The organism is Pantoea sp. SYBGC1 (assembly GCF_057197005.1).
In genome coordinates this window covers 1,168,673-1,193,637 of sequence record NZ_JBXUNM010000001.1, presented here as the reverse complement: position 1 = coordinate 1,193,637, position 24,965 = coordinate 1,168,673, and the positions used below count along the sequence as shown (strand labels likewise).

Below are 24,965 nucleotides of genomic sequence, written 5' to 3'. Positions count from 1 at the left end.
TGGTTTTAACGGGCCGCATAAATGCGGCCCCTACGGGATTTGTGTAGGGGCGCCATTAATGGCGCCCTGGTTTAACGGGCCGCATAAATACGGCCCCTGTGGGATTTGTGTAGGGGCGCCATTAATGGCGCCCTGGCTGTCGCTGCGGCAGTTTGCTATGTTGCACTATTCCCCGTAGCGGAGCGCCGCCATGCAACTTCAGACCCCGCGATTAACCCTGAGCCGGTTGCAGCCGGAAGACTGGCAGATCTTCAAAGCGGTACATGAAGACGCTGCCACCATGACCTGGGTAAGCGAAATTCCCGATGAAAACGACATTCGTCAGCGTTTCAATGAACGCCTGGCGCCGTGGCAGCCTGCCAGCTTTCACATGCTGTGCCTGGTGGCACGCCTGCAAACAAATCAGGAACCGATAGGCCTGTTTGGCTGCAGCGCCGAGTGGCACCCTTATCGCCAGGCGGAAGTTGGCTATATGCTGCGCCACAGCCACACCGGGCAGGGCTACGGCAGCGAAGCGCTGACGGCGCTGGTTCACTTTCTGTTCAGCGCAGAATTTCATAAGCTGAAAGCGCTGGTGATTGAGGGGAACTGGCCGTCCCGACGCATTCTGGAAAAGAATAATTTTATGCTGGAGGGGACTCTGCGGGATAATTATCTGTTAAACGGGCAGTGGGTAAACGATTGGGTGTTTGGCTGCCTGAATCCCGAAAAATAAAAAAATTTTCTGCTGCTCTCGACAGCGCAGGTCACAGCGCGTTATGTTCGGGGTGAGGTCACAGCAAGTGATCCGCGTCGCTCGGACGGTCCGGGCGCTCACGTAATCCTGAGGACATCATGGCTGATAACAGCATACCCCGTCGTTTCTCGCGTATAGAACGCCTTCCCCCATACGTATTCAACATCACCGCTGAACTGAAGATGGCTGCGCGCCGGCGCGGCGAAGATATTATCGACTTTTCAATGGGGAATCCGGATGGCGCTACGCCGCCGCATATTGTGGAAAAGCTCTGTCAGGTGGCACAGCGTGAAGATACGCACGGCTACTCCACCTCAAAAGGTATTCCGCGCCTGCGCCGGGCGATTTCGCGCTGGTACGCTGAGCGCTATCAGGTGGATATCGATCCGGAGTCAGAAGCGATTGTCACTATCGGCTCCAAAGAGGGACTGGCGCACCTGATGCTCGCCACGCTCGATCACGGTGACACCGTGCTGGTGCCCAACCCCAGCTATCCTATCCATATTTATGGCGCGGTGATCGCCGGGGCGCAGGTTCGCTCCGTGCCGCTGGTCGCGGGGGTGGATTTCTTTAATGAGCTGGAGCGTGCGATTCGCGAAAGCTATCCGAAGCCGAAAATGATGATCCTCGGCTTCCCTTCCAATCCCACCGCTCAGTGCGTCGAACTCGACTTCTTTGAACGGGTTATTGCGCTGGCAAAACAGTATAACGTGCTGGTGATCCACGATCTCGCCTACGCTGACATCACCTACGACGGCTGGAAAGCGCCCTCAATCATGCAGGTGCCGGGGGCGCGCGACGTGGCGGTAGAGTTCTTCACGCTCTCCAAAAGCTACAACATGGCGGGGTGGCGTATCGGTTTCATGACAGGAAACAAAGAGCTGGTAGCGGCGCTGGCGCGCATCAAAAGCTATCACGATTACGGGACATTCACGCCGCTGCAGGTGGCAGCCATTGCCGCACTGGAGGGCGATCAGCAGTGCGTGCGCGATATCGCTGAGCAGTATAAGCGCCGGCGTGATGTGCTGGTAAAAGGTCTGCATGAAGCGGGCTGGATGGTGGATCTGCCTAAGGCATCGATGTACGTCTGGGCAAAAATCCCGGAACGCTACGCGCATCTTGGCTCGCTGGAGTTTGCCAAACTGCTGCTGCAGGAGGCAAAAGTCTGCGTGTCACCCGGCATCGGTTTTGGTGAATATGGTGATACACACGTGCGCTTTGCGCTGATTGAAAACAGCGATCGCATTCGTCAGGCGGTGCGGGGGATTAAGGCGATGTTCCGCGCCGACGGTATCTTACCGGGAGCGGTAAAAGAGGCAGAAGAGGCGCGCTAAGCGTGCGTCGGGGCGACTGGTGTGGTCGCCCCGTCCGGTACTCAGAGCATCAGCACGAAGGTGCCGACCCAAAGCAACACGAAAAAAGAGATGCCCATCAAAGCGTATTTCACAACATAACTCCTCTGTGCGGTTACCGTGATGGCGATCCCAGACCAGCGTAACCCGAACAGAATAAGAGAAAGGTGGAGTTCATTAACGCTACACGCTTTCTACTCAGGTGGTCCCGGCCAGACCGGAACAGGATCGGGCGCTAATTTACGCGGAATCGATCCAGAAATAAATAGGCCGGTTCTGAGATATTGCTCACAATTTATTGGGTCTGAATGTGCGGGATCGCCGACATGCCGACGCGCAGCTGCGCCAGATCGGGCTGACCCGCATCAAGCACAATCTTTACCGGCAGACGCTGAACCACTTTAGTGTAGTTGCCCGTTGCATTATCAGGTGAAATTGCTGAGAAGGTTGCCCCCGTTGCCGGCGCAATGCTGTCGATACGCCCGGTAAAAGTTTTTCCCGGCAGCGCATCGATAGTGACGCTGACTTTTTGTCCCTGCCGCACGTCGGTCAGCTGGGTTTCCAGATAATTAGCCGTAATATAGATCTGCTGCAGCGGCACCACCGCCAGCAGGCGGCTGCCGGCGCTGACATAGGCGCCCGGACGTACGCTACGCTGGCCTACCGTGCCCTCTACCGGCGCAACAATGCGGGTATAGGAGAGATTAAGCTGCGCCTGGTCGACATTCGCCTGCGCGGCGGCGACATCCGCCTCCGCCTGACGTACGGCCGCCTGCAGAACATTAACCTGCTTAAGCGCCGCGTCCAGCGCCGCTTCACTCTGCCGTACCGTCGCCGAAGCGGAACGCTGATTAGCGTCCGCTTTTTGCTGATCGTCAGCCGCAATGGTGCCACTTTTATAAAGCTGATTATAACGTGCGGCGTTCTGGCCGGCGTAGCGGGCCGCTGCCTCACTGGCCGCCAGCGTCGCTTTTGCCTGATTAATCGTCGCCTGCTGCTGCGCCAGCTGCGCCTGGGTGCTTAGCCGTTTCGCCTCGCTGACCTGCAGCGAAGCGCGTGCGGTTTCCAGCGCCACGCGAAAATCGCGATCGTCAAGCGTTGCCAGCAGATCGCCCGCCCGGACGTGCTGGTTATCCTGCACGCTGACCCGGGCGATATAGCCTGAAACTTTGGGGGCGACCAGCGTGTAATCTGCATTAACCCAGGCATCATCGGTGCGATGATCGTTGGTGATCATGGCACGCCAGAGGAGAAAGGCGAGCGCGAGCAGCAGTACTAACAGGGCGCTTAGCAGCGCCGTTCTTTTTACAGCAGAGAGTTGCATATCAGTGTTCCCGACGTGGCGTAACAGGTTGAATCAATGTTTGAGGCGGCCAGACGCGGTGCGCCAGGCAGAGCGTCAGCAGCAGCAGCAGGGCGCCAAAGGCGGTCAGCATCAGCCAGGCATCGCTCAGGCTGAGCACCAGCGCCTGATGTTTCAGCAGGGCGGCAAATCCGCTCAGGTTCTGCACGCTACTGGCGCTGCCGTCCGGCAGCAGGGGAGCACTGCTGCCAGCCTGCGCGCTGCTGGTGGCGGTCATCAGCCAGCTGCGGCTGGCCGCCTGATCCACCAGCACATGCGAGTGGAACTGTTCGCGATGGCTGATAAACCACTCCACCAGCGTGCTGGCTGCGATGCTGGAAAAACCGCGTACGGTGTTAAACATGGCGGAAGCAAAAGGGCCCTCCGGCGGCGCCACAACGCTGGTGGCACTCATCAGCACCGGCAGGATCACCATCGGCTGTCCGAACGCCTGCAGGACCTGCATCAGCCAGAAATTCTGCCGCGCCCAGTCAGTGGTAATCTGCGTTCCCAGCAGACAGGCGGTGACCAGCAGCAGCACGCCGCAGCACAACACCCAGCGGCAGTCGACCCGGCGAATGTTCAGCAGAGCCGCGACCAGCGGGGCAATCAGCAGCTGTGGCAGACCCACTGTCAGCGCCAGCGGCGCAAACTGCAGCGTACGAAATCCCTCTACCTGACCAAAATAGAGCGAAGGCAGCGCTGAACCGGAGAGTGCCAGAATCAGCACCGCCATCAGCGCCAGCAGGCCGTGCGCCAGGTTGGAACGGCGCAGCATCTGCAGCCTGAAGAGCGGCAGCGGATGAAACCACTCGTTAATCAGGAACACCGTCAGCAGCGCCAGCGCACTCAGCAGCATGGCGGTAAACAGCGGTGAGCTGAGCCAGTCCAGCCGCTCCCCCTGAGTCAGGGCCAGAATCAGCAGCGCCATGCCGGCGCAGCCGGTGAGCATGCCAAACAGATCGATCTGCCGAAAGCGCTCCAGGCGCAGCGGATCCTGCGGCAGCCCCCAGGCAATCAGCGTCATTGCCAGCAGCATGGCCGGGATCACCTGCCAGAACACAAACGCCCAGCCCACCTCATCGGTCCAGAATGCCGCCAGAGAGGCCGCCATATTGGGGCCAAAGGTGGCGGTGAGCGCATAGGCGCCCAGGCCGTAGAGTTTGATCGGCGGCGGCAGAAAGCGCAGCGCCACCGTCATCAGCAAGGGTGGCAGCGCGCCGCCAAAGATACCCTGCAGCACGCGCAGCGCAATAAACAGCGTCGCATCCTGCGTCAGCGGCAGCACCAGGCCGCACAGCATAAAGCCGGCAGATACTACCAGGGCAAAACGGCGCAGAGAAAAGGTGACGGCGAACCAGGGCGCAATCATCATTGCGGCGACTTCAGCTGCCTGATAGCCGGAGACAATCCAGCTGCCGCGATCGTGACTGATACCGATAGCGGCGCGGATATCTGCCAGCGCAATATCCGTGACCCTATCGTTGAGTCCTGACGTCAGCGCCGCGATCAGCACGCCCACCAGCCCGAGAGCCAGGCGCAGTGTAAACGGGTGCGGAGCTGGCGGAGCAGCGGGCGAAGCGGTCATAGCAGAACTCTCATGAAATTATGATGCAGTGTATTACGATGTGATACAGGTCGCGCATCTTACATGCCGGTATGATGTATTGCAATGTGATACGCAGGTACAAAAGTGCGATCATTCGCGCTACAGTAAAGCAGGCTCATAAGGAACGCATTATGGTGGGATCTGCCTCAGGCCGTGAGGATGAAAAAGCGGGTGGCATTCAGGTCATTGCGCGTGCGGCAAAAATTTTACATGCGCTGGGCGAACATCCCGGCGGTATGAGTCTGGGCGAAATTGCGCAGGTGGTGAACCTGCCGCGCTCCACGGTACAGCGCATCGTGGCGGCGCTCGACAGCGCTCAGCTGGTGCGCAGTAGCGGGGCAGGGGGGCTCAGGCTGGGGCCAGCTCTGCTGAAACTGATCTCCAGCGTCCATACGGATGTGGTGGAGCTGGCGCGTCCGCTGCTGGAACAGCTTTCAGCAACGGTTAATGAAACCGTCTCGCTGGCGCGCGCCAGCGGAACGCAGCTGGCGATCGTACATTATGTCGTAGCGCCGCGCGAGCTGCGGGTCGTACCGCGGATGGGGCTTAATCTGCCGCTCTACAGTACCTCCGGCGGCCGGGCGCTACTGGCGCTGGAGAGCGATGAAGATGTACAGCTGCTGGTGGGCGATGCCTGGCAGGAGCTCACAGATAAGACGGTAAAAACGCTGCCGCAGCTGATGGCGCTGATTGCTGAAGTACGCAGCAGTGGCCTGGCGATCGATCGCGGTGAAACGCTTGAAGGGATCACCACCCTGGCGGTCGCCATCGATACGCTGTTCGGACGTTTCTCTATCTCGCTGCTGGTTCCCGGCGCGCGCTTTGCGCAACATGAAGCGCGCTATCGCAAAGAGATCATCACCTGTAAAGAGGCGCTGCTGCGCGAAATTGGCAAAATAACCGCTGTGGAGAAGAGGTAACGACTCATGAAAATGCTGTTAATGGCTATCGACAACTCACCGGTCGCAGAGAAAGTGATTGCGCTGACCCTTGAACAGGCGCTGGCGCTCAACGCCCCGGTCACGGTGCTGTGCTGTATCGATCCCGCCTATTCAGCCTGCAGCCAGCCTATCGAAATTGACGCCGGTGAAGATCCGGATGATTTTGTCGCGGCAAAAGATGAACAGAACACCGCCGAGATGGTGGTGCGTCATGCGCTGGCTCCGCTGCTGCGGGCGGGCGTGAATGCCAGAGGCGTCATCCTGGCGGGTGAAGCTGCTGAAACCATTGTGGCGCAGGCTGCGGCACTGCGCGCCAGTATGATCATCATGGGACGCCGGCATCTCTCGCCGCTCAACCGGCTGCTGAAAGGCTCGGTCAGCGCGGCAGTGATCGAACGCGCGACCTGTCCGGTTTTGCTGGACGTGCGTAAGGATTAACGCCGTACTATGACGCTGCTTTTTATTTCGGTGCTGGTCGCTTTTGCACTGCTGGCGCTGGTGATTGTGATGCTGGTACGCACCACGGCGCTGCGAGCCTGGAAGGGGGTGCTGCTGTTTATCCTGCCGCTTGTGGCCGCTAATCTGATCTGGTTCAGCTGGCTGCATCCGCGTCAGGAAGAGAAGATGCAGATGGAGGCGGTTGCGCAGCAGCTCAGCGAGGCGCCAGGCTACCGCCTGCTTAAGGTGCAGGAGCCGGAGCTGTGGCAATTACTGAATCGTGAACTGCGGCATAAGCTGCAGCAGGGTATCTCCGCTGAACGGGCGCTGGGCGACCTGCGGGGCTGGCTGGCTGATATCGTAAATAAACGCATGACCCGCGCCAGCGATGATGCGGTAATCGCCTATGTTCAGGTTTCAGTGGAAGAGATGCAGGCGCTGCAGCAGCAGAGCCCGCAGCGCTGTTTTCAGTTTCTCTATCCGCAGGTCAGCGGCGGCATTAATCTGCAGGAGGTGCTCACCCCGGCCCTCTATCAGCGCGACGGCCATGCGCTTGAAGCCCTGCTGCTGAGCAGCCAGGGAGCAGAGCAGCAGACCGACCAGACGCTGGCCCGCCGCGATCTGCGTGAGATAGTTAACAGGCTTTATGGGAAGTGGGGCAATAAACTTCAGCAGCTTAATCAGCCGGCTGATACCGCCGTCGATCGCAGCGCGCTGTGTGCTATGTCTATCGATCTCTACAGCGCCATTCTCGCATTGCCTGCTAAGCGCGCCGCCGGCCTTTTACGTAATATGGTGCACAGCAACGGCTAACCGGTGAAAAAAAGCCCGCTCAGCGCGGGCACAAAGGTCACTTTGTTACGTCTTTTTATTATTGATATTACCTGGTGTGGAGCAGACATCGTGTGGTCTGACTGCACTATCGCAGTTGTCATATGATAAGAAAAGCCGTTTGGTTTTATTGATTCAATTGGCAAAAACATTGGTCTTAAGACTGTTTCGCGCGTTTTCCTATAGGCGTGCGGTGGCATCGTTGTTTACACTTCGACGCCTGAAGAGGACACCTGAATGAAAAATATCGTTACCGGCGCGTTAGCGCTTATTATGCTGGCGGGCTGCAGTGTTAATCAGCCTGGCGGATTTGAACGTGTAGATGAAGATAATACGTCCAACACCGTTCAATATCGTTACGATCCGCATAGCCTTAATCGGGATGCCATGAATGTCGACCTGGCAAATTACTGCAGTGAGCGGGGTTTTGATAAAGTGGATTCGCTGCCTGCTCAGGACAGTCATCTGCCAGGATTAAAGAAAGCCTGGTATCAGTGTAATTACGCGATTAAAAGCTAAAAAAAGGGCGGGATATATTCCCGCCCTGGTTTTTTTATTTTTGTATTAGTGCTGTGTGCGCTTTGCCCGATTATCCGTGACGATGCCCGTGGTGGCCATGGTGCCAGCCGCGGTCATGACCCCAGCCAGCGCCGCGGCCACGGTCGTGCTCAATAATACATCCGCTGAGCAAACTGACCATAACCGCTATCGACGTTAACGAAATAAGCTTTTTCATGGAAAGACCTCCTCTTTTCCAGTGAGGTCAGATTACGCCGGAATAGTGGAGTGAAGATGCAGCAAATGTAGAGTTATTTAGATAACTATTGCCAGATGTTTCAAAATAAAAGACAGAGAAAACAGGTTTTTCTATTTGAATCAGAATAAGCTGAATAGCAGGCTATATTAGCGCGATAATTCTGAAAGACAATAATTCGCGCCAGCGGATGAAAAATAAAAATGCGAGCGCTCATGATAACAGCGCTCGCCTGTAAGTTAATTATGCAGTGCAGGCCTGTTAATTGCCTGCCGGCGCGGCTGACGAACGCTTAGTGAAAGCAGCAGCGAAATAACCAGCAGCGTCATGATCAGACTAAAGGTAACGGTAAAGCCGCCGAAAAGAGAGGCGACCAGCGATCCAAGCACGCTGCCAATACCAAATCCGAGGTAGATCAGGCCGTAATTTTTTGTCAGGTTGTTCAGGCCAAAGAAGTCACTGATCAGCGCCGGGAAAACGGTGATTGTGCCACCAAAGCTGAAAGCTACGCAGGCCAGCGAGACAAAAAAAGTGGTTTCATTCATACGGGTAAACAGCAAAATACTCATGCCCGCGAGCGCAATACATTGCGCCAGTGAGATCACCCGGATACGGGCCATTTTATCTGACAACACCCCCAGCGTTAACCGGCCGCTAAGGTTGGCAATGGCGATAACCGTTACGGCGCTGGCGGCTATCTGTGGCGTAAGATGCACCATTCCTTCACCGATATCTTTCGCTACGCCGATCACATACAGACCGCTCATACAGGCGGTGAGGAACATCAGCGCCAGCATCCAGTATTGCGGCAGGCGAACCGCCTGTGCCAGCGTAAAGTCGCGTCCGGCATGCTGCGGATTGCTGCTGGCAGCACGCACCGGCGCATCGCGCATCAGCAGCGCGCCGCAGAACATCATGCTCATCGCCAGCACGCCCCAGATCATGAAGGTGTTCTCCAGGCCAACAGCATCCAGCAGGGTGCCGCAGATAAATTTGAAGCCGAGACTCCCCAGACCGTAGGCGCCGATTGAACAGGCGGAGATAAGGCCTTTACGCTCAGGAAACCACTTCACACAGTTGGATAGCGTCATCAGGTAGCCCGCACCATCTGCCAGGCCCACCAGAATACCGGCGCTCAGATAAAGCATCATCAGGTTATCAGCCTGCGCGGTCAGCCAGAATCCGGCCGCCATCAGGATGCCGGCTCCGATAGTCACATTACGTACGCCAAAACGCTCCTGCAGCCTGCCTGCCAGCGAGGAGGCGATAGCCAGCCCGAGGCTGAGCAACCCAAAGGAGAAAGCCACCTGGCTGACTGATTCGTGCAGTTTATGCGCCAGCGCGCCGTTAAAGAGGCTCCAGGTATACACTGACCCCAGCGCAAGCTGGGTAATAACAGTGCCGATCAGAGTCAGTATGCGGGTACGCTGGTAGTGCGCCGTTGAAGCTGTGGTCATGATGATTCTCCCGTCCGGGAATATGGAGTCTGCTGGCAGCTTAGCGCGCACGCGCGTAGCCGCGGCCGGATCCCGCTTCAGCGGTCAGAGAAACAGAATGAAATGCCGTTTTTCCGGTATGAATGGCAGCAGCGTGACAATTCACGTCCCGGTATGTCCTGCGATGAGCATATGTAACCAGGTATGTTAAGCGAGGCGATTTTGCTGCAGGGTCCGGGATGTTTGCCAGGCTTATATTTCAACCAACGGGAGGAAATATGAAAGACCGAGCATATGAATCCGTATCCAGTGGAGATGAAGTCTGCTGTCTTATCGGTCAGGCGGTGATCGAATTGAGCGATGAACATCAGCCTGTCAACAAAGCCACGCTGTCGTTAAAGCTTCTGGCTATGGCCGATCGTGACAGCGATGATGAGCGGGTAATGCTTTACTGGATCGCCAGAAAAGCCCTTAATCAGCCGCAGCAGCTTCACTCCGGCGCAGGTGGCTGGCGTTAGAGGATGAGCAGAGCGGGCTGCACGCCCGCTTCTGCTGTCAGGCCAGCCGCAGTGCGCGGCGCATCGGCCAGCGCATAAACATCACCAGGTTGCCCAGCAAAATCAGCGTCAGTCCCGCCACGGCATTAGCGTGCCACTGATAGCCTTCATAAATTGTCGAGAGCGTCAGCGCAACCAGCGGAAAAAGCAGCGTACTGTATGCCGCCTGACTGGCACCGATGCGACCCACCAGCGTGAAGTAAGCGCCAAATCCAATCACAGAACCAAACAGCGCCAGATAACTCATCGCGCTAAGCCACTGCAGATTGCGCGGCAGCTGCAGCGCATCGCCGTTAAGCCATGCCATTACCGCCATGATCAGCGCGCCGTAGAGCATGGCGTAGCTGTTGGTGGTGAGAATATCGCGCTGGTGGCGCTGATGCCGGGCTGAAATCATATTACCCAGCGAAAAGCCAAAGGTGCCCAGCGCACTCAGACCCGCCCCCCATAACAGCTGTGGCGAGGGGTGCGCCGCGCGAATATCGCTCCAGAAGAGCGCGACGATACCGCTCATACCGAGCAGCGCGGCAGGCACCAGGCGCAGCGGCGGACGCTGACCAAAAAAGAGCCAGCCGTTGAGCGCATTAAAGATCACCGCCATGGAAAAAATCACCGACTCCAGACCGGTGCTGATCCAGGCCGCCGCATGATAAAAGCAGACAAAGTTGAAGCCAAAAACACAGCCTCCCTGCAGCAGACAAAACAGATGATCGCGCCTGTCCAGCTGCCGCAGACGGCGGCACAGCGTCAGCAGCGCCAGCATCAGCAACGATGCGAAGAGAAAGCGCCAGAAAACAGCCACATAGACCGGCGTGGCGGCCGCGTCCTGCTGCAAAAAGATCGCCAGCCAGGTGGTGCCCCAGATCAGCACTACGCTCAGATACAGCACTACATTCATCGTTAATACTCCGGCAGAGACGGAACGACAGTATCCGCGCGTGCACGGGCGGGCGCTTGCACCCGATTGCGCAGCACTTGCAAAAACTTGCGCTTTTTTCGTTCTCACACCGGCTGCCGCGCTGTTTTTCGTCGTCCGGCCGGGTAAACTGCTGGTTAACCGCTGCCGATGTGATGTGCGCAATGTCCGATTACCAGACCTTTACTATGCTAAAAAACCGCAAGGCTCAGCTGCGTGATAGCGTACCGCTTTCAGGCGGGATCCGGCTGGCAGCCTGGTTTAATAGCGGCGACCGCGTAACCAACCACAGCGATCACCATACCCTGAGCCTCTATATCGAAGAGGGGTATGATACCTGGCATAAAACCGCGCACGGTTGGCGCAACGGCGGCGCCCCGGATCGGTTCTGCCTGATGCCGTCTGGTATGGAGTCCACCTGGGATCTGCGGGCCGATCTCACATTCGTGCATCTCTACTGCACCGATGCCCATTTACGCCAGCTTGGCGAACAGATCTGGGATCGCACGCCAGCCAGTCTGAATCTGCAGGAAAAGATTTTTGCTGATGACGATCGCATTACGCAGCTCTATCGCCATTTTTTGCTCAGCGTCAGCTGGCAGCAGCCCGCTAATCAGCTGATGCTGAGCAGCGCATCGACGCTGCTGCTGACGCATCTGCTGCATCGCTACAGTGATGTGCAGTGGCAGCTGCCCGCCGTGCGGGGCGGCCTGGCACCCGCCGTGCTGCGCCGGATCATTGCCCTGATTGATGCGCAGCTCGATCAGCCGCTGACGCTGGCGCGGCTGGCTGCAGAAGCTGCGCTCAGCGAATATCATTTTGCGCGTATGTTTCGCAGCAGCACCGGCAGCGCGCCGCACCAGTATGTGATGCAGCGCCGTATGGCGGTGGCGAAAGAGCTGCTGATGCACAGCACGCTGCCGCTGACGGAGATTGCACTGCGCTGCGGTTTTCACTCCGCCAGCCATTTCAGTAACCGGTTCCGCCAGCTGCACGGCGTGGCGCCCTCCGCGTGGCGGCAGGACTTTAGCCGGTAAAAAGCGCGTCGTCAGGGAAGCACTTCACCCCGCACGATAACTTTGCCCGGCTTGCTGTCGCTTTCGCTGATGCGTCTGAGCGCCAGATTCAGCGCCTGCCAGGCGATGCTCTGCAGATCGTGCGCGATGCAGGGAAAGTGAAAGCCATAAATATCCGCCTGCGTAACCTCATCAATGCTGAACAGCTTTACCTGCTGCTGCAGACTGAGTTTGTGTTCGATACAGGCTTTGATAATGCCGAGTGAGATCTGATTGTTACACCCCACGAAGTAGTCAGGGGCGGGATGCTGTTTCAGCCAGCGCCGGGTCTCCTGCCAGGCCGCATCCATAAAAAAGTCGGCGTAGAGCACCTCCAGCGAGGCGGCTTTTCCCTGCAGCGCGGCCTGCAGGCCGAGCACGCGCTCACGCGCAACGTTCGACTTTTCCGGGCCGGAGACCACGACAATACGCTGCGCCCCCTGTTCCGCCAGCCAGCGACCGGTCTGCAGGCCACAGTCGAGATTATCGATATAGACGCCGCTGCAGTGGGAAACCTGCAGCTCGCGATCGACCAGCACCACCGGTATATTCAGCGTCTCCAGCCGTCTCATATAGGCCGGGTGATAGTGGAGATCGTTGGAGATCACCGACAGGATAATGGCATCAACGTTATACCCAATCAGCTTATCGATAATACGGTTCTCATTCTCCTGCGACTCACAGGAGTCAAAAACCAGCGTATCGTAGCCCAGCTTGTTCGCCTCCAGCGTCATCAGACGCGTCAGGCCGCCAAAGAAGGGGTTTGCCATATCGGGGTTAACGATCCCGATGGTTTTACTGCTTTTCGCCCGCAGGCTGCGCGCAGCCGTATTCATCACATAGCCTAACTGCTCTGCGGTAGCGTGAATGCGCTGCAGCGTCTCCGGATGCACTTTCTCCGGCTGTGAAAAGGCGCGCGAGGCGGTAATTTTGCTTACGTTTGCCTGGGCAGCAACGCTTGCCAGCGTTGCCTTACGTCCCCGTCCTGCTGCCAAGTCTGGCTCCTTAATTAACCCTGTCATTTTGTATCATGAGCCAATCATGGCAGATCGTACCGCGTTAAGCGATCTCACTGCGTCAGGCGAGTCGCCTGACGCGCGGGTCGGTGAAAATATCCAGATCGTCGCGACTTTCTGACGAAAATTCAGAGATAACGGCGCCGTGTTCGCCCGCCTGAAACCAGTGCCGGGTATCGGGTTTAATAGTGTACTGTTCGCCCGGACGCAGCAGAATATAGCGGCTGCAGGTATAGGCGGTTTCACTGCCGGCAGGCACCTGGCAGCGCGGAGTGCCCGTCGCATCGTTTGGCGTGAGCTGTTCATCATCGACAAACAGATAGACCTCGCCCCAGCGGCAGCGAAAGGTTTCCTGCTTGCCTGGCGTGCCGTTAAACGGCGGATGCCGATGTTCAGGACAGGTCTGGCGGGGAAACAGCACCAGTTCTTTAGCGCAATAGCGCGGTTCGTTGATATAGGTTAACAGCTGCAAACCTGATGCGGGGTAATCGTCCAGGCCGAAAGCAGCAATCTCAATCTTCTTCTGCTCGGCAGGAGTGAGAACAATATTCGCCCGCTCTAAAAAGGTCAGGGTGCGCTGAATCGCCTGCGGATAGTCGGTCATACGGTTTCTCCTGTAATGATATCGATACCATTAAAACGTGTTCCGCTTGTGATCTTCTGTGATCCCGATCCGTAATTCGCTGCGACAGGGCTAAATTGCGCTGCTGCAGATCGATATTATCCAGCTTCCATCACAGTTTTGCCGTTTTTTTTAGGTCAGTATCGCCGCATTGAAATGATATCGATACCATTAAAATGAATCCGGGGGCGGTAATGAAAGCGTTAGTTCTGACTCAGGCAGGCCACATTGCGATTGAAGATCGGGAATTTGATGAAGTACTGGGTGATAACGATGTCAAAATTAAAATTCACTCGGTAGGGATTTGCGGCAGCGATGTTCACTACTACAAACATGGCCGGATTGGTCCGTTTGTGGTGGAGGCACCGATGGTGCTGGGTCATGAAGCCGCTGGCATTGTGCTGGAGACCGGCAAAAACGTGACGCACCTGAAGGCGGGCGATCGCGTCTGTATGGAGCCAGGGATCCCGGATATGCACTCCGATCAGTCGCGCGCCGGTCTCTACAATCTCGATCCCGCCGTGCGCTTCTGGGCAACGCCGCCGGTGCATGGCTGTCTGCGTGAAACGGTCATTCATCCTGCGGCGTTCACATTTAAGCTGCCGGAAAATGTCAGCTTCCGCGAAGGGGCCATGGTTGAGCCGCTGGCGGTGGCGATGCAGGCCGCGACCAAAGCCGGGATTAAACCTGGCGATATCGGCCTGGTGCTGGGGGCCGGTCCGATCGGCGTGGTCACGGCGCTGGCGGCGCTGGCAGGCGGCTGTTCTGATGTCATTATCTGCGACATGTTTGATGAAAAGCTTGCCGTGGCGGCAGCGTATGAAGGGCTGCACGCCGTTAACATCAAAACCGGCGATCTGGCCGGTAAAGTCTCTGAGCTGACCAGCGGTAACGGCGCGGATGTGGTGTTTGAGTGCAGCGGGGCCAAACCTGCTATTGCCACGCTGGCGGAACACGCGGCGCCGGGTGCGACCGTCATTCTGGTGGGCATGCCGGTGGACGCTGCGCCGATGGACATTGTTGCGGCACAGGCCAAAGAGCTGACCTTCAAAACCATTTTTCGCTACGCCAATATGTATCCCCGCACGCTGCGCCTGTTAAGCAGCGGCAAGCTGCGGGTAGAGCCGCTGATCAGCCACACCTATAAATTCGCCGACAGCGTTGAAGCGTTTGACCGCGCAGCCGCGGGCCATGCGGCGGATATCAAAATCATGCTGGAGATGGAGTGACGCATGGCGCTCTATGCAGGCATAGATTGCGGCACGCAGGGAACGCGGGTGGTTATCGTGGAGAGCGAGCGGGGAGCGATCGTCGGTGAGGGCAGCGCGCCGCATCGGCTGCAGAGCGGGGCGGATGGCGCCCGTGAACAGCATGCCAGCGACTGGATCGACGCGCTGGTCACGGCATTCCATCAGGCAGCCTCAGACGCCGCTATTGATACACAGCAGATTACTGCGCTCAGCGTCTCCGGCCAGCAGCACGGCTTTGTGGCGCTGGATGAAGCCGGAGCGGTGCTGCATCCGGTAAAGCTGTGGTGCGATACCGCCACCGATGCGCAGAACAGCTGGCTGCTGCAGCAGCTGGGAGGGGTTAGCGGTGCGCTGGCACAGCCCGGGATTGTTCCGGCTACCGGCTACACCGCGTCAAAAATTCTCTGGCTGAAGCAGCAGCATCCGGCGCTGTGGGCGCGTTTGCATACCGTGTTGTTGCCGCACGATTATCTTAACTTCTGGCTGACCGGTGAACGGGTTATGGAGTATGGCGACGCCTCCGGCACCGGCCTGCTGGATATCCGCAGCCGCAGCTGGGATCGGCATACGGTCGAGCTTATCGATCCCGACGGCCGGCTGTGGCAGGCGCTGCCGCCGCTGGCTGCCGCGCAAACGTGTATCGGCACCCTGCAGCCGGAAGCGGCGCAGCGGCTGGGACTACGCCGCACGGTACGGGTCGCGACAGGCGGCGGCGATAATATGATGGCCGCCATCGGGTCCGGCAATATTGCGCCAGGCACGGTGACGCTCAGCCTGGGAACATCCGGCACGCTGTTCGCCTGCAGCGAGGCGCCGGTGACTGACGAAAACGGCCTGATTGCCAGCTTTTGCTCCAGCACCAATCACTGGCTGCCGCTGATCTGCACCATGAATGTCACCTCTGCAACCACGCTGATCCAGACGCTGCTGGCAGAGGATCTTACCGGCTTTAATCAGCTGCTGAACCAGGCAGAGCCGGGGGCTGAGGGCGTTGAGATGCTGCCGTTTTTTAATGGCGAGCGCACGCCGGCGCTGCCCCACGCGCAGGCGAGTCTGCACAACCTGAACGCCGTGAATTTTACCCGCGCTAACCTCTGTCGCGCCGCCGTGGAGAGCGCCACATACGGATTACGCTACGGACTTGAGCTGTTCCGGCAGCAGGGCATCAGCGCGCAGGAGATCCGCCTTACCGGCGGCGGCGCGCGCAGCGCCGGCTGGCGACAAATTGTGGCCGACGTCATGAACTGCCCGGTGGTCGCTTTGCGTATTCCGGAAACCGCCGCACTGGGTGCGGCAATTCAGGCGATGTGGGCCAGCGCGCTGCTGGATAATCCGGCACAGCAGCCGGATGCGTTACTGCAGTCGCTGTGCCAGCACTTTGTCACGCCGGATGAAAGCACCCGCGCCGTGCCCGATGCCGCACGCCATCAGACCTACGAAACGTATTATCAGCGCTATCTGAAGCGTCTCAGCACGACTTATCCGGAGGTGGCATTGTGACCAGAAATCATCAGGAGATGCTGCTGGAAGTCACAGGGATCCGCAAAGCGTTTGGTCCGGTTGTGGCGCTGAAAAACGCCGAATTTGCGCTGCGCCCCGGCTCCATTCACGCGCTGTGCGGCGGCAACGGTGCCGGAAAGTCCACCTTTCTCAGCATCTTAATGGGTTTTATCCAGCCTGACGCCGGAGAGATATTTATTCGCGGCAGGCGCTGCAGCTTTGCCCATCCGCGGGACGCGCTGGCCGCTGGTATCGCGATTGTTCAGCAGGAGCTGAGCGCAATTCCGGACCTGACGGTGGCCGAAAATATCTGGCTGGGACGCGAACCGCGCCGTTTTGGGTTTGTTGACTTTGCCACGCTCAATCAGCGTACCCGCACGCTGCTGGCAGAGCTCGATTTTGACATCTCCGCTACCGAAAAGATGCGTAACCTCAGCGTGGCCGGGCAGCAGCTGGTGGAGATCGCCAAAGCGCTCTCACACGCGAATGCTGACATCATCATCATGGATGAGCCGACTTCAGCGATTGGCGAGGAGGATGCGCAAAAAATCTTTCAGACCCTTACCCGGCTGGCGCAAAAGGGCAAAGGCATTATTTATGTTTCCCATCGCCTCTCTGAGATTTTCCAGATTGCCGACAGCTATACCATCTTTCGCGATGGCGCCTGGGTGCAGGAGGGCATGCTGGCCGATATCACGCGCGAACAGCTGATTGAGCAGATTATTGGCGGAGAATATGAGAGTGAATTTGCCAAGTTTAATCAGCCGGGCGATGAGGTGATGATGGAGGTAAAAAACCTGCGCTGGCGTAACAAAATCAACGATATCAGCCTGCACCTGAAGCGGGGCGAAATCCTCGGTATTTACGGGCTGGTTGGCTCCGGGCGCAGCGAGTTTCTCGATTTACTGTTTGGCATTGAACACGCAGACAGCGGAACCATTCGCCTCGGCGAGGTGGTGCTGGGCCGCCACTCACCGAAAGAGTCGATCCGGCACGGCATCGCTTATGTCACAGAAGATCGCAAAGCAACCGGGCTGGTGCTCTGCCGTTCGATTCGCGAAAACATCAACATCGCCTCATTTGGCGCTATCTCCCGCGCCGGTTTTATCAGTGAAAAGCAGGAGCAGCAGCGCAGCCTGGAGATGATCAAACGCTTTAACGTCAGAACGCCGGATGCCGAACAGCTGGTGGGCAATCTCAGCGGCGGTAATCAGCAGAAAGTCGTGCTGGGACGCTGGGCGTTACTGGACCCGGAAGTACTGCTGCTGGATGAGCCTACCCGCGGTATTGATGTCGGCGCGAAAAAAGAGATTTACCGCTTTATGTCCGATTTTGCGTTGAAAAACAAGGGGATAGTAATGGTCTCCTCAGAGCTGTCGGAGATCATCGGCATGAGCGATCGCATTCTGGTGTTCCGCGACGGGCAGCTGGCGGGGGAATTAAGTGCGGCTCAGGCAACGCAGAGTGAACTGATGAAGCTGGCGGTTTAACAGAGAGATTACGTTATGAACACCACACATTCCATGCCTTCCGGCATCTCATTTTTTACGCGCAACAAAAGGCGTATGCACAAATACGGCATCATCATCGCGTTCTTTGTGCTTTGCCTGATTGTGGCTGCCGTCGGCGAGCTGCAGGTCGCTAATGGCGCCTGGAGCAGCAACTATTTTCTCAGTAATGAAAATATGCTGATTGTGCTGCGCCAGGTCTCTATCAACGGCATTTTAGCGATCGGGATGACCTTTGTGATCATCACCGCCGGCGTCGATCTCTCGGTGGGATCGGTGCTGGCGCTGAGTGGCATTGTCGCTGCACGTTTTGCCACGAACAACAGCGGTATGGCAATCGGGGATACGGCGCATGCGGTGATGGTTCCGATGATTATCGCGCTGGGAATTGGCATTGTCTGCGGCCTGATCAACGGCACCGTGCTGGCGCGTTACCGGCTGCAGCCGTTTATCGTCACTATGGGCATGCTCTCTGCTGCGCGCGGACTCACGATGCTGACCACCGGCGGCAACCCGGTTTCACAGCTTAACAGCGATTTTCGCTGGCTCGGCAACGGCTACATAGCCGGCATACCCGTACCGGTCATTATCTTTGTCGTGCTGTTTGGTCTTGCGTGGCTGCTGCTCAATAAAACCTTACTCGGGCGCTACGTCTATGCCGTTGGCGGCAACCCGAAAAGTGCCCGTACGTCAGGGATCAGCGTCGTCGGGATAAAAGTCATGGTCTACACCCTGTGCGCCGCACTGGCCGGGATCGCCGGGCTCATCCTCACCGCACGTACCGGATCGGCACAGACCAACGCGGGCGCAGGCTATGAACTCGATGCGATTGCTGCGGTAGTGATTGGCGGCACCAGTATGGCTGGCGGTGTCGGTACGCTTGTCGGCACGTTTTTTGGCGTGCTGATCATCGGCGTAATGAATAACGGCCTGGATTTACTGGGGGTGCAGTCTTACTACCAACAGATCATCAAAGGCGCTCTGATTGTAGTGGCTGTACTGCTCGACCCGTCGCGTAAACAACAGCGCGATTAACCTCTGAATAGATAAACCCTGCCAGGAGAGAACAATGAAAATAAGATCTATCGCTCTGTTAACCTCAGCCCTGACGCTGGGCGCGATTAGCATAGCGCAGGCTGCACCCGTAAAAATCGCTGTGCTGATGTATGGCAATAAGGCGGAGTTCGTACAGCTGATGGAGCGCTACGGTAAAGCGCATCCGGCAGTAAAAAGCGGCGAAGCCGTGCTCACCTTCTACGATGGTCGTTATGACGCGTCGGTGCAGAATGACCAGGCGGCGACCGCAATCCAGACGCGTGCCAACGCGATTATCGTGAACCCGATGGATTATGAAGCCAACATCGATATTGTGACCAATGCTAACGAGGCTAAAATTCCGGTGGTGGTCACCAATGCCCGCCTGAATACGGAAGAGATGACGTCCGAAGTGGTCTCTAATGATGAGCTGGGCGGCTATCTGGAAGCCAAAGCGGTACTGGATAAGCTGCAGTGCAAAACCAAAAAGGTCAATGTCGTCATTATTGAAGGGCCGAAGGGCGGCAGCGGTGAGATCCAGCGCGGCAAAGGCAATGATAAAGCGATAGCGGAGTGTGGTCCGGGGCAGGTTACCGTGCTGGAGAGAAAAACGGCCAACTGGTCGCGCGCTGAAGCACAGCCGCTGATGGAGAACTGGCTGCAGAAGCATCGCGGCAAAATCAACGGAGTGATTGGGCAAAACGATGAGATGGCGCTGGGAGCCATTGAAGCGATTAAGGGCGCCGGGCTGAACGTGAACGACTTCGCCATTGCGGGTGTGGACGGGGTGTCTGACGCGATTCATGCCGTTCAGGCGGGTGAAATGGTCTCTATTCTGCAGGATGCGAAAGGCCAGATGCAGGGCGCTATTGATGTCGCGCTGCGTGCGGTAAAAGGCGCAGGCTATCAGCCGCAGTCTGATATCTGGCAGCAGTATGCCAAAGATCTCGCCTGGGATGGCGGCACGAAAAAACACTACTACATTCCGTGGACCACGGTCACTGCGGATAACGCCCAGCAGCTGCTGGACGCGCGTAAGTAATTATCGCGACGGCGGGCAGGCTGTCTGCCAGCAGGCAGCCTGCTAAAGCCGTTTACTCGTTGCCCCACTCATTCAGAAAGTTCGCCACATCATCAATGCGCGCGTCAGCAATTCCCGCCTCGCGCGCCATCTCATGCTGCGCTTCTTCACTGATCTCCTGATGGTTATTCAGGCGGGTGATCAGCAGCTGGAAGTAGTGCGCCAGCGGGTCGCGCTCGGCTTCGCTCACCGGTTTTTCACACTCTTCAGCGTAGGCGTCAGCGATATCGTAATACTTCAGATCAATCTCATGTTTCATAGTGCGCTCCGGAAACGGGAGGGGTTCAGATGCCAGCGGCATCATTAAGCGTAAATCATACCACTCCTGCCAGCTTTTTCCCGCCTGCCGGAAAAGGCAGAGACATCACGCTATTATTGTCACAATGAACCTGATACCGGATCGGTATTATCGGCATGCCGGTAACATAATAAACAGGCACAGAGCTAAGCGGAATAACATCGTATTCTAAAGTTTTAATAGCGATGTTATCGTGGTGTTGCGCTGATGTACTTTATATACGTGGATACTGTTTTATGGCGAAATTAATGACCTCCCTGACGCTCTGTTCAGGGCGAATGACGCACGGGGAGCGACGCGTCGCCCAGCGGCTTGAATCGCATCTCGGCGATGATTGTCTTATCTGGTATGACATTCCGGTCGGGCGCCAGTACCGGCATCCCGATTTTGTTATTATCGATCCTGCCAACGGGCTTATTTTCCTTGAGGTCAAAGACTGGAAGCTAAGTACATTTCAGCATGCGGACCCGCAGACGGTAACGCTGAGACATGCCCAGGGCGAAACGCAGGCGCAAAATCCGCTGCTGCAGGTCAGGGAGTATGCCTGTGCGACCGTTGACCTGTTATCTCAGGATCCGAAACTACAGCAAAAAACAGGCCTGTATAAAGGAAAGCTGAATATCGCCTGGGCTTATGGTGTGGTATTTACCAATATTACCCGCCAGCAGCTGACATCACTCTCAGCTGACGGCGTGGTTGAATCTTTATTTCCACAGGCGCTGACGATTTGTCAGGATGAAATGACCGAGTCTGTCTCTGTTTCTGCGTTTCGCGCTAAAGTTTCCGGACTCTTTACCACCCGTTTCAGGCCTGCAATAACGCCGGCTGTGCGGGATATTCTGCGGCGGCATCTTTTTCCGGAGATCGCTATTACGGTAAAAAATAAGCGCAGTAATATTTACCGGGTAATGGATCTGCAGCAGGAGGTGCTGGCACGTAATCTCGGCGAAGGGCATCGTGTTATCCATGGCGTGGCCGGCTCCGGCAAGACGCTGATTTTACTCTACCGCTGTTTATACCTTTCCGAGACCACCACGCGTCCTGTACTGGTGCTCTGTTTTAATATCATTCTGGCTAACTATATCCGTGAATGTATCGCGGCCAGAGGGCTATCGCATAAAGTACACGTCTATCATTTTCACGACTGGTGCGCGACGGCAGCCCGGACCTTTAAGCTGAAGATGAGCGGGGAAGGGCGCTATTATGATAACTGCTTTGCGGCGCTGGAAAATGCGGTTAATAGCGGCACAGTCGGAGATGCGGGGTACGATGCGGTGCTGGTGGATGAAGGGCATGACTTCGACCGACGCTGGCTTTCACTGATAGCCCGGCTGTTTGATAACAGCCGCCGCTCGCTGCTGCTGATGTACGATGACGCCCAGTCCCTGTACCGGCGTGAGAAAGCGCTGAACTTTTCGCTGGCGAGCGTGGGCATTCAGGCGCAGGGGCGCACCTCTATTCTTCGGGTGAATTATCGCAATCCGCGCCGCATTCTTAACTTTGCCTACGCTTTTTCACGCGACTACTTTGACCGGCACCATAATCAGGAGCTTCCGCTGGTGCTGCCGGAAGCCTGCGGCGAAGAGAACAGCGACATTCCCAATATCGAGCAGTGTCAGTCTGCAACAGATGAAGCCCGGCGCGTTGTGGCGTGGCTGCGAGAGAAGTATGCGGCGGCAGGCCGCTGGGGCGACATGGCGGTGCTTTGTCCTACGCACTTTTCAGCAGACAAACTCATCGACCTGCTGCAGCAGCAGGCGATCCCCGCCGCCGTCAGCTTCACCACGGAAGATAAAAAACGCTATTCGCATCGGGAAGATGTGATTCATCTGCTGACCTTTCAGAGCAGCAAAGGGCTTGAGTTCCCTTACGTTGCCGTGATCAATGCATCATTTGTGCACAAAGGGGCTGAAGATGAGTCTGAAGCTATCCCGGCACTGTATGTAGCATTTACGCGCGCAACTCAGGCGTTACTGGTCACCTGCTACAAAGAAAATAGCATCAGTCAGCAGCTGTCGAAATTTGCCGGTATGGATCTGCAGGATGAGGGAGAGATGTCTGTGGCGTCCCCTGCAGGAATCGAACCTGCAACTAGCCCTTAGGAGGGGCTCGTTATATCCATTTAACTAAGGAGACATCCGGAAACGCAGTATACCCGTATGTCTTCCGGATGTTAACCGGGCGCGGCGTGATTGCTTATTCTGTCAGCAGCGCCGTGCCCGGAAGAGCGGATTACTCCGTCTGCTCTCCGTCAGCTTTTTTCGCTTCTGCTTTCTCGCGGCGTTTTTGATCCGCCCGCGCTTTCGCTTTAGCCTCTTCGCTCATGTCGTTGCGGATCTGCGCATGGCTGATCAGGGCAAAAATCAGCGTGCCGCCGGTGATGTTACCGAGCAGCGTGGGCAGCGCAAACGGCCAGAAAAACGCCTGCCACGGCACCGTTCCCGCAAAGACCAGATAGAGTACTTCGACCGAGCCGACCACGATATGCGCCAGATCCCCCAGCGCCACCAGCCACGTCATCATAATGATGATCAGCAGTTTGGCATTCTCCGCATGCGGGATCATCCAGACCATTGTGGCGATGATCCAGCCGGAAATCACGGCATTAGCGAACATCTCGCCCGGCGTATTTTCCATCACCTTTTCACTGATGGCCGTAAACGCCTGGCGCGTCGCCTCATCAAAAATAGGCATGTAGTTAAAAGCCAGCGCCGCCAGTCCGGTCCCAATCAGGTTGCCCAGCAGCACCAGCCCCCACAGGCGCAGCAGCAGCATAAAATTACTGCCGGTGGGCTTGTGCATGACCGGCAGGACCGCCGTTACGGTGTTCTCGGTAAACAGCTGCTGCCGCGCGAGGATCACAATCACAAAGCCAAAGGTGTAGCCGAGGTTCTCCAGCAGAAAAGCGCCGGGGACCCCTTCAAGATGAACCTGAAAAATCCCTTTCGCCATCAGCGACGCGCCCATTGAGAGGCCTGCGGCGATGGCTGACCACAGCAGCGCCATACCGTCACGCTCTAACTCTTTCTCCCCGTCCTGCCGTATCTCTTCATGAATCGCCGCTGCCCGCGAGGGGAGGGCCTCTTCATCAACTTCAATCTCCGTGCCTTGCTCTTTTTCTTCGCTGTCTACGTCATTGTCGTGTTCAGCATTTGATGGCGATGGCTTCATGTTTGCTCCTGGTGATAGTGCCAATGCGTAATAAGCGTAGACGGTTTTAGCAAGCCTGAAATGTTACGAAGAATTTCTTTAAGCGTAACAAAATCTTAACCGTGCGGCTTTTTTATACAGTTTTTAGATTTGAGAGCGGGAAACAGCGGTGCGCAGCGAAATGAGAGCACGGTCACACTCTTCGGCGCACTGCAACAGTGTGCTATTATCGCCGCCTCATTTTTTGCGGTGATGCGCCCCTCTATGTTCGAAGTCATTAATCTCTCATGCGTTCGCGATGAGCGAATGCTATTCCATGGGCTGAGCTTCCATGTCCGGCCGGGTGACCTCGTGCAGATAGAAGGGCCGAACGGCGCCGGCAAAACCTCACTGCTGCGTCTGCTGGCCGGGCTTAGCCGGGCAGAAGAGGGCGAAGTGCGCTGGCAGGGCGAAACGCTGCAGCGTCAGCGTGAAATATGGCAACAAAACCTGCTCTATCTTGGCCATCAGCCTGGCGTAAAAGCGGTACTCTCTCCGCTGGAAAATCTGCGTTTCTGGCATGGCGACAGCAGCCAGGCGGCGCTGTATGCGGCGCTGGAGCAGGTCAGCCTGACCGGCTACGAAGAGGTGCCGGTGGCGCAGCTCTCAGCAGGCCAGCAGCGGCGCGTTGCGCTGGCACGCCTCTGGCTCAGCTCAGCCCGACTGTGGATCCTGGATGAGCCGCTGACCGCTATCGATAAAGCCGGTGTGGAGGCACTCATGGCGCGTTTTAACCAGCACGCCAGCCAGGGCGGGGCGGTGATCCTCACCACGCATCAGGAACTGCCCGCCGCCGCGCTGCGTAAAATACGCCTGAGCGGGGAGTGGCAATAATGCTGCTGCGTATTCTCCGGCGTGAACTGAAAATTGCGTTTCGCAGCGGGGCTGAAGTGATCAACCCGCTGTGGTTCTTTCTGATTGTCATTACGCTGTTTCCGCTCGGCATCGGTCCGGAGCCGCAGCAGCTGGCGCGCATTGCGCCCGGCGTGGTCTGGGTCGCTGCTCTGCTGGCTTCGCTGCTGGCGCTGGAGCGCCTGTTCCGCGACGATTTTCTTGATGGATCGCTGGAGCAGCTGCTGCTGTTGCCGGCGCCGCTGCCGGTCACGGTACTGGGTAAAGTGATTGCTCACTGGCTGGTCACCGGCCTGCCGCTGATCCTGCTGTCACCGCTGGCGGCGCTGCTGCTGTCGCTGGATATGGCCGGCTGGCGCGCGCTGGCGCTGACGCTGCTGCTGGGTACGCCGACGCTGAGCTTTCTTGGTGCTATCGGCACCGGCCTGACAACGGGATTGCGGCGTGGCGGCGTGCTGCTCAGCCTGCTGGTGCTGCCGCTGACCATTCCGGTTCTGATTTTTGCCAGTGCGGCTATCGACGCCGCCGGGCAGGGGCTGCCAGTTGGCGGCTATCTGGCAGTTCTGGGCGCGATGCTGGCGGTAAGTGCGACGCTGTCGCCGTTTGCCACCGCAGCGGCGCTGCGGATCAGCCTGCAGTAGCGCGCT

At 57.3% G+C, this 24,965-nt stretch carries 26 protein-coding genes and 1 tRNA gene; 16 read left to right on the top strand and 11 right to left on the bottom strand.

The genetic code is table 11. The features are described 5' to 3' along the window. Nucleotides 1-190 precede the first annotated feature (190 nt). Together AC2CF9_RS05540 and alaC are read left to right on the top strand one after the other, a co-directional pair. Entirely contained in the window at nucleotides 191-715 is a 525-nt protein-coding gene (locus AC2CF9_RS05540; RefSeq protein ID WP_484556426.1) for a GNAT family N-acetyltransferase, read from the top strand. Nucleotides 716-834: 119 nt separating this feature from the next. Continuing rightward, the gene (gene alaC / locus AC2CF9_RS05535; RefSeq protein ID WP_150016590.1) at nucleotides 835-2,070 is read left to right on the top strand and encodes an alanine transaminase; all 1,236 of its coding nucleotides are present in this window, start codon (nucleotides 835-837) and stop codon (nucleotides 2,068-2,070) included. A 41-nt stretch (nucleotides 2,071-2,111) separates the two neighbouring features. Here alaC and ypdK read toward each other — a convergent pair whose 3' ends face one another. The 3 genes from ypdK to AC2CF9_RS05520 form a co-directional block, all read right to left on the bottom strand. After that, a complete protein-coding gene (gene ypdK / locus AC2CF9_RS05530) occupies nucleotides 2,112-2,183 on the bottom strand; it encodes a membrane protein YpdK (protein WP_006120362.1) in 72 nt (23 codons plus the stop codon). A gap of 200 nt (nucleotides 2,184-2,383) precedes the next feature. Next, on the bottom strand, nucleotides 2,384-3,412 hold the full coding sequence (locus AC2CF9_RS05525) for an HlyD family secretion protein (protein ID WP_484556425.1): 1,029 nt from the start codon (nucleotides 3,410-3,412) through the stop codon (nucleotides 2,384-2,386). Between the two features lies 1 nt (nucleotide 3,413). Then, nucleotides 3,414-5,018 (bottom strand): MFS transporter, encoded by a 1,605-nt coding sequence (locus AC2CF9_RS05520; protein WP_150016588.1) that lies wholly within the window; start codon nucleotides 5,016-5,018, stop codon nucleotides 3,414-3,416. A gap of 152 nt (nucleotides 5,019-5,170) precedes the next feature. Between AC2CF9_RS05520 and AC2CF9_RS05515 the strand changes: the two genes are divergently transcribed. From AC2CF9_RS05515 to AC2CF9_RS05500, 4 genes are all read left to right on the top strand, one after another. Continuing rightward, nucleotides 5,171-5,959 (top strand): IclR family transcriptional regulator, encoded by a 789-nt coding sequence (locus AC2CF9_RS05515; protein ID WP_039379392.1) that lies wholly within the window; start codon nucleotides 5,171-5,173, stop codon nucleotides 5,957-5,959. A gap of 6 nt (nucleotides 5,960-5,965) precedes the next feature. After that, nucleotides 5,966-6,418 carry a universal stress protein gene (locus AC2CF9_RS05510; RefSeq protein WP_039379390.1) on the top strand — a complete coding sequence of 151 codons (453 nt, stop codon included), beginning with the start codon at nucleotides 5,966-5,968 and terminating at the stop codon, nucleotides 6,416-6,418. Nucleotides 6,419-6,427: 9 nt separating this feature from the next. Then, on the top strand, nucleotides 6,428-7,231 hold the full coding sequence (locus tag AC2CF9_RS05505; protein ID WP_484556424.1) for a hypothetical protein: 804 nt from the start codon (nucleotides 6,428-6,430) through the stop codon (nucleotides 7,229-7,231). A 255-nt stretch (nucleotides 7,232-7,486) separates the two neighbouring features. Then, nucleotides 7,487-7,768 (top strand): hypothetical protein, encoded by a 282-nt coding sequence (locus AC2CF9_RS05500; protein WP_039379385.1) that lies wholly within the window; start codon nucleotides 7,487-7,489, stop codon nucleotides 7,766-7,768. 70 nt (nucleotides 7,769-7,838) lie between these two features. On the opposite strand, the gene AC2CF9_RS05495 is transcribed toward AC2CF9_RS05500, so the two are convergent. After that, nucleotides 7,839-7,985, bottom strand: a complete 147-nt coding sequence (locus tag AC2CF9_RS05495; RefSeq protein ID WP_166714036.1) for a hypothetical protein — start codon at nucleotides 7,983-7,985, stop codon at nucleotides 7,839-7,841. A 257-nt stretch (nucleotides 7,986-8,242) separates the two neighbouring features. Beyond that, on the bottom strand, nucleotides 8,243-9,460 hold the full coding sequence (locus AC2CF9_RS05490) for an L-lactate MFS transporter (protein ID WP_484556423.1): 1,218 nt from the start codon (nucleotides 9,458-9,460) through the stop codon (nucleotides 8,243-8,245). Between the two features lie 257 nt (nucleotides 9,461-9,717). Between AC2CF9_RS05490 and AC2CF9_RS05485 the strand changes: the two genes are divergently transcribed. Further along, nucleotides 9,718-9,957 carry a hypothetical protein gene (locus AC2CF9_RS05485; RefSeq protein ID WP_150016583.1) on the top strand — a complete coding sequence of 80 codons (240 nt, stop codon included), beginning with the start codon at nucleotides 9,718-9,720 and terminating at the stop codon, nucleotides 9,955-9,957. 37 nt (nucleotides 9,958-9,994) lie between these two features. Here the strand turns inward: AC2CF9_RS05485 and AC2CF9_RS05480 are convergent, their stop codons facing one another. Further along, on the bottom strand, nucleotides 9,995-10,894 hold the full coding sequence (locus tag AC2CF9_RS05480; protein WP_150016582.1) for a DMT family transporter: 900 nt from the start codon (nucleotides 10,892-10,894) through the stop codon (nucleotides 9,995-9,997). Between the two features lie 182 nt (nucleotides 10,895-11,076). On the opposite strand from AC2CF9_RS05480, the gene AC2CF9_RS05475 reads away from it, so the two are divergent. Further along, nucleotides 11,077-11,949, top strand: a complete 873-nt coding sequence (locus AC2CF9_RS05475; protein ID WP_150016581.1) for a helix-turn-helix domain-containing protein — start codon at nucleotides 11,077-11,079, stop codon at nucleotides 11,947-11,949. 11 nt (nucleotides 11,950-11,960) lie between these two features. Here AC2CF9_RS05475 and AC2CF9_RS05470 read toward each other — a convergent pair whose 3' ends face one another. Together AC2CF9_RS05470 and AC2CF9_RS05465 are read right to left on the bottom strand one after the other, a co-directional pair. Then, on the bottom strand, nucleotides 11,961-12,962 hold the full coding sequence (locus AC2CF9_RS05470) for a LacI family DNA-binding transcriptional regulator (protein ID WP_484556422.1): 1,002 nt from the start codon (nucleotides 12,960-12,962) through the stop codon (nucleotides 11,961-11,963). Between the two features lie 82 nt (nucleotides 12,963-13,044). Further along, nucleotides 13,045-13,587 carry a D-lyxose/D-mannose family sugar isomerase gene (locus AC2CF9_RS05465; protein ID WP_150016579.1) on the bottom strand — a complete coding sequence of 181 codons (543 nt, stop codon included), beginning with the start codon at nucleotides 13,585-13,587 and terminating at the stop codon, nucleotides 13,045-13,047. Nucleotides 13,588-13,799: 212 nt separating this feature from the next. On the opposite strand from AC2CF9_RS05465, the gene AC2CF9_RS05460 reads away from it, so the two are divergent. The 5 genes from AC2CF9_RS05460 to AC2CF9_RS05440 are packed head-to-tail and all read left to right on the top strand — an operon-like array spanning nucleotide 13,800 to nucleotide 19,940. Beyond that, nucleotides 13,800-14,834: an NAD(P)-dependent alcohol dehydrogenase gene (locus AC2CF9_RS05460; RefSeq protein WP_113655452.1), complete on the top strand. Its 1,035-nt coding sequence runs from the start codon at nucleotides 13,800-13,802 to the stop codon at nucleotides 14,832-14,834. Nucleotides 14,835-14,837: 3 nt separating this feature from the next. After that, nucleotides 14,838-16,355 (top strand): xylulokinase, encoded by a 1,518-nt coding sequence (gene xylB, locus AC2CF9_RS05455; protein ID WP_484556421.1) that lies wholly within the window; start codon nucleotides 14,838-14,840, stop codon nucleotides 16,353-16,355. Between the two features lie 17 nt (nucleotides 16,356-16,372). Continuing rightward, nucleotides 16,373-17,845 (top strand): sugar ABC transporter ATP-binding protein, encoded by a 1,473-nt coding sequence (locus AC2CF9_RS05450; protein ID WP_484556447.1) that lies wholly within the window; start codon nucleotides 16,373-16,375, stop codon nucleotides 17,843-17,845. Nucleotides 17,846-17,878: 33 nt separating this feature from the next. After that, a complete protein-coding gene (locus AC2CF9_RS05445) occupies nucleotides 17,879-18,898 on the top strand; it encodes an ABC transporter permease (protein ID WP_369826788.1) in 1,020 nt (339 codons plus the stop codon). Nucleotides 18,899-18,932: 34 nt separating this feature from the next. Beyond that, nucleotides 18,933-19,940: a substrate-binding domain-containing protein gene (locus AC2CF9_RS05440; protein WP_484556420.1), complete on the top strand. Its 1,008-nt coding sequence runs from the start codon at nucleotides 18,933-18,935 to the stop codon at nucleotides 19,938-19,940. A gap of 52 nt (nucleotides 19,941-19,992) precedes the next feature. On the opposite strand, the gene AC2CF9_RS05435 is transcribed toward AC2CF9_RS05440, so the two are convergent. Beyond that, a complete protein-coding gene (locus AC2CF9_RS05435; protein WP_039385596.1) occupies nucleotides 19,993-20,238 on the bottom strand; it encodes a DUF2543 family protein in 246 nt (81 codons plus the stop codon). A 275-nt stretch (nucleotides 20,239-20,513) separates the two neighbouring features. On the opposite strand from AC2CF9_RS05435, the gene AC2CF9_RS05430 reads away from it, so the two are divergent. Further along, nucleotides 20,514-22,379 (top strand): 3'-5' exonuclease, encoded by a 1,866-nt coding sequence (locus tag AC2CF9_RS05430; RefSeq protein WP_484556446.1) that lies wholly within the window; start codon nucleotides 20,514-20,516, stop codon nucleotides 22,377-22,379. On the opposite strand, the gene AC2CF9_RS05425 is transcribed toward AC2CF9_RS05430, so the two are convergent. Together AC2CF9_RS05425 and AC2CF9_RS05420 are read right to left on the bottom strand one after the other, a co-directional pair. Continuing rightward, nucleotides 22,339-22,413: transfer RNA gene (locus tag AC2CF9_RS05425), tRNA-Arg, on the bottom strand. The genes AC2CF9_RS05430 and AC2CF9_RS05425 overlap by 41 nt on opposite strands. Before the next feature lie 96 nt (nucleotides 22,414-22,509). Continuing rightward, entirely contained in the window at nucleotides 22,510-23,448 is a 939-nt protein-coding gene (locus tag AC2CF9_RS05420) for a formate/nitrite transporter family protein (protein ID WP_150016575.1), read from the bottom strand. Between the two features lie 243 nt (nucleotides 23,449-23,691). Between AC2CF9_RS05420 and ccmA the strand changes: the two genes are divergently transcribed. Next, entirely contained in the window at nucleotides 23,692-24,300 is a 609-nt protein-coding gene (gene ccmA / locus AC2CF9_RS05415) for a cytochrome c biogenesis heme-transporting ATPase CcmA (RefSeq protein ID WP_150016574.1), read from the top strand. Continuing rightward, the gene (gene ccmB / locus AC2CF9_RS05410) at nucleotides 24,300-24,959 is read left to right on the top strand and encodes a heme exporter protein CcmB (RefSeq protein ID WP_039379167.1); all 660 of its coding nucleotides are present in this window, start codon (nucleotides 24,300-24,302) and stop codon (nucleotides 24,957-24,959) included. The genes ccmA and ccmB overlap by 1 nt, the downstream gene beginning before the upstream one ends. Nucleotides 24,960-24,965 lie beyond the last annotated feature (6 nt).